Source organism: Bacillota bacterium (assembly GCA_040754675.1).
In the GTDB taxonomy this organism is placed as follows: Bacteria; Bacillota; Limnochordia; order Limnochordales; family Geochordaceae; genus Geochorda.
This window is the reverse complement of the sequence record JBFMCJ010000539.1, coordinates 1-2,722: the sequence shown is the minus strand read 5'-3', so window position 1 is coordinate 2,722 and position 2,722 is coordinate 1. Positions and strand designations below refer to the sequence as shown.

Genomic DNA, 2,722 nt, shown 5'->3' with positions numbered 1-2,722 from the left:
TCCGGCTGCTGCTTCCCCCTTGTCAGACAAACCTCTTGTTCGACCTCACTGGGCGGCTGCCTCCTCTCTGTGCCGCCTGGGGGCAGGAACACCGGCACCGCCGCGTGGTCGGCCTGCTCCCAGATGCTCCTACCGCTCGACGTGACGACCCAGCGGAACGGCTCGTTGTGCCCCTCGTTGTGGTGCCGCCAGCCCACCGCGAAGTACAGCCTGCGGCGGCAGATCCGACACGTGGGCATCGGCGCGACATCACCCTTGGGGCTGTGACCGGCTAGGATTATCAGCGTCCTGTCGGACTCGGCCAGATCCAGTAGCACGTCGGTGGTCGTCTGGACGACCGCGACCCCACGCGGGAAGCAGATGTGCCAGGTGTGAACCGGGCCTTCCAGGGCAGGCTGCCGGGCTCTCTCATTGGGCGATTCGGACGTCATCTGAGCCGCTCTCCCTGCCGTCTGTGCCGGCCCTCGGGGCAGTCGGCCGGGGCCCGCAGGACCGAGGGTCGACGGGCCTCGGGCCAGCCCCCGAGCCAGCGCCCGTCGGCCAGGCAGTTGGCCATCCGGACCGGCCCCACGAGGCGGGCCGACCAGGTGAACACTTGATGGCACTTCAGGCAGTTCATCGGGCCATCTCCCCTCGTGACCGTCCCTCGGATCGCGCCTCCGCGGCCTCCAGTCGAAGGATCAGGTCGCGGTGCTCCAAGACGAGCCCCGCCCAGGCACGGAGCGACCAATCCGGGTTGCGGCGGGCGAAGTCGGCGAGCCTGGCACTGGTCTCGTTTCCGTCCAGCCCGGCGCCGTTCCACGCGAGATATGCACGCAGGGGGATTCCGAGCCTGCGGAGCCACCGCTTCATGCCGGCAGGGGTCACAGGCTGCCAGGACATCGGCAGTCTCAGCCCGGCCTCCCGGGCGAGCCGCTCCCACTCGGCCATGTCCGCGTAGTCCTGGCGCAGGGTCGCCCGGCCGGCGGCAATCTTGGCAGCCAGGGCAGCCCTGCCCCGGTCGCCGGCGGAAGCTCTCTCTGCTGCCGTCAGATCGGCCAGTCCCGCCATCCTCAACCACCTCGTTGTCTGGCTCCGAAAGACCCGTTTGGCTTGCGATAACGGCTGTAGAATCGGCCTTTCCGTCGCCACAGGTCTTTCTACATATCCGCTACCCGGCGGGGGTATAACTTGCCCCGCCAGGACGGGGTATCGGTTAACTCGCCTTGCGGGCCACCAGTTCAACTGCGAGATCCCGCGTCGCTTCGGTGGCCGGCTTCAATCGCTCATAGACCTGGTAGCCCAGATCGAGCAGTTCGCGAACGGCGGCAGCTTCCTTTACTCCCCGCTCGCGTGCTACCTGAGTTATTCGTGCAATTTGCTCATCCGTGAACTGGTAGTTGCGCTTGATCAGTCCGCCGGTTGTGCGGGCCATCGGAACCTCCTGGGTGTGCACCATGTGCCGCCAAAATGCTAGCAGATGGTGCACACCATGTCAAGCATTTTTGGGGCGAATCTTCGGCAATTCCTGTATTCTGTTCGCGACTTGTTCACAGACAGGGGATGATGCGAGCGGGAGAGAAGCTGGCCCAGCTAATAGATGCCAAAGGGTGGAGTGATGCGGAACTCGCCCGGCGACTAGGCGAAAAGCGTCACTGGGTGACGGACAGGGTTACAGGGAGAACAGCAATTAAGGCTGATGAGATCCCCCGCATCGCCGCCGCCCTGGGCGTGTCGCCGTGCGCGTTCTTTGAGGAGGTGAAGCCGGCGCCGCAGGTGGTGCGGTTGGAAACGGAGTCGGCCCAAGAGATCGGCGACGCAGTGGCCCAGAGGATCGTGGCGGAGGTGGCGGGCCTCCGGCTGGAGTTGACCGCCGTCGTCGATCGGGCGGTTGACATTGCCGTGGAGCGGCTGGAGTCCAGACTGGCCGCCATGGAAAGCCACCTGCAGCGGTTGGGGCGGATCCAGCGGGCGGAGCCAGAGCCTGCCCGAGGCGTCGGAGAGGCCCAGGGGGAGGCGATCCGCGGAGAGCCCGCGCTGCGAGAGGAGAAGCCCCCTTTCGGGACGGAGGAATACAAACGCTACCAGGCCATGAAGATGACAGCGCGCCTCACGCGGATGTTCGCCGACCTGCCGCCGGAAGAGCAGGACTTCGTGTGGGCCATGGTCGAGGAGCGAAGGCGGTTGAGGGAGCACGCAGAGGAACCTGAGGAAGAGAGACAGGTCTAGCAGACCCCTTTCTTTTTGCCACATGAGTCGACGCTGGTCGCGTCGGCAGAGAACGCTATGGGGTAGAACGAGGTTCGTGCCGGACCTGCAGCCTCGCCTGGAGCGAGAGGCGGTCCCAAAGCGAGGAGGGATTGGGCATGCTGAAGAAGGTAGCGATCGGCTTCTCTTACCTGGTAGGCGCGTCTTTCGTCCTAGTGGGAATCACCGGAGGATCGCTCTCGCAGATCGTCCTTGGCGTGGTGGTGCTAGTCTCCGCAGCGCTCGCAACCAACCTTGCTGGAGTTCGATCCACAGCTCCCGGCTTCGGTTCGGTGAGTAAACTTAGGCGCGCTGCTTCGTGGATCGGGCTCGCGGTGATCGCGATCATCGCCGTGGCGACGCTTCCAAAGCAGGGGGCGCAGCCCTTCCAAGCTCAGCAACCCGCGCCCACAAAGATAGCCCTCACGGCACCGACTACAGCGCCAGAGCCCACGACTCCTTCCCAACTGGCGCCCACCGTCCGGCCGACGACGAA

Annotated in this window: 6 protein-coding genes; 2 read left to right on the top strand and 4 right to left on the bottom strand. The window is 65.3% G+C overall.

Going from position 1 to position 2,722, the window contains the following annotated elements:
* The 4 genes from AB1609_20460 to AB1609_20445 all read right to left on the bottom strand — a co-directional run.
* On the bottom strand, positions 1 to 431 hold a 431-nt coding region (locus AB1609_20460), incomplete at its 3' end, for a hypothetical protein (GenBank protein MEW6048816.1).
* A complete protein-coding gene (locus tag AB1609_20455) occupies positions 428 to 619 on the bottom strand; it encodes a hypothetical protein (protein ID MEW6048815.1) in 192 nt (63 codons plus the stop codon). The genes AB1609_20460 and AB1609_20455, both read right to left, overlap by 4 nt.
* Complete coding sequence (locus tag AB1609_20450) at positions 616 to 1,050, bottom strand: hypothetical protein (protein ID MEW6048814.1); 435 nt, start codon at positions 1,048 to 1,050, stop codon at positions 616 to 618. Before AB1609_20450 ends, AB1609_20455 begins: the two co-directional genes overlap by 4 nt.
* Before the next feature lie 145 nt (positions 1,051 to 1,195).
* Complete coding sequence (locus AB1609_20445; GenBank protein ID MEW6048813.1) at positions 1,196 to 1,414, bottom strand: hypothetical protein; 219 nt, start codon at positions 1,412 to 1,414, stop codon at positions 1,196 to 1,198.
* Positions 1,415 to 1,545: 131 nt separating this feature from the next.
* Here AB1609_20445 and AB1609_20440 point away from each other — a divergent pair, with 131 nt between their 5' ends.
* Positions 1,546 to 2,208 carry a helix-turn-helix transcriptional regulator gene (locus AB1609_20440; protein MEW6048812.1) on the top strand — a complete coding sequence of 221 codons (663 nt, stop codon included), beginning with the start codon at positions 1,546 to 1,548 and terminating at the stop codon, positions 2,206 to 2,208.
* A 137-nt stretch (positions 2,209 to 2,345) separates the two neighbouring features.
* Positions 2,346 to 2,722, top strand: a 377-nt coding sequence (locus AB1609_20435) for a hypothetical protein (protein MEW6048811.1), incomplete at its 3' end; no start/stop codon positions are given.

Coding starts and splice junctions, on each gene's coding strand:
- AB1609_20440 (MEW6048812.1), top strand. CDS start 1,546: ATGCGAGCGGGAGAGAAGCTGGCCCAGCTAATAGATGCCAAAGGGTGG.
- AB1609_20455 (MEW6048815.1), bottom strand. CDS start 619: ATGAACTGCCTGAAGTGCCATCAAGTGTTCACCTGGTCGGCCCGCCTC.
- AB1609_20445 (MEW6048813.1), bottom strand. CDS start 1,414: ATGGCCCGCACAACCGGCGGACTGATCAAGCGCAACTACCAGTTCACG.
- AB1609_20450 (MEW6048814.1), bottom strand. CDS start 1,050: ATGGCGGGACTGGCCGATCTGACGGCAGCAGAGAGAGCTTCCGCCGGC.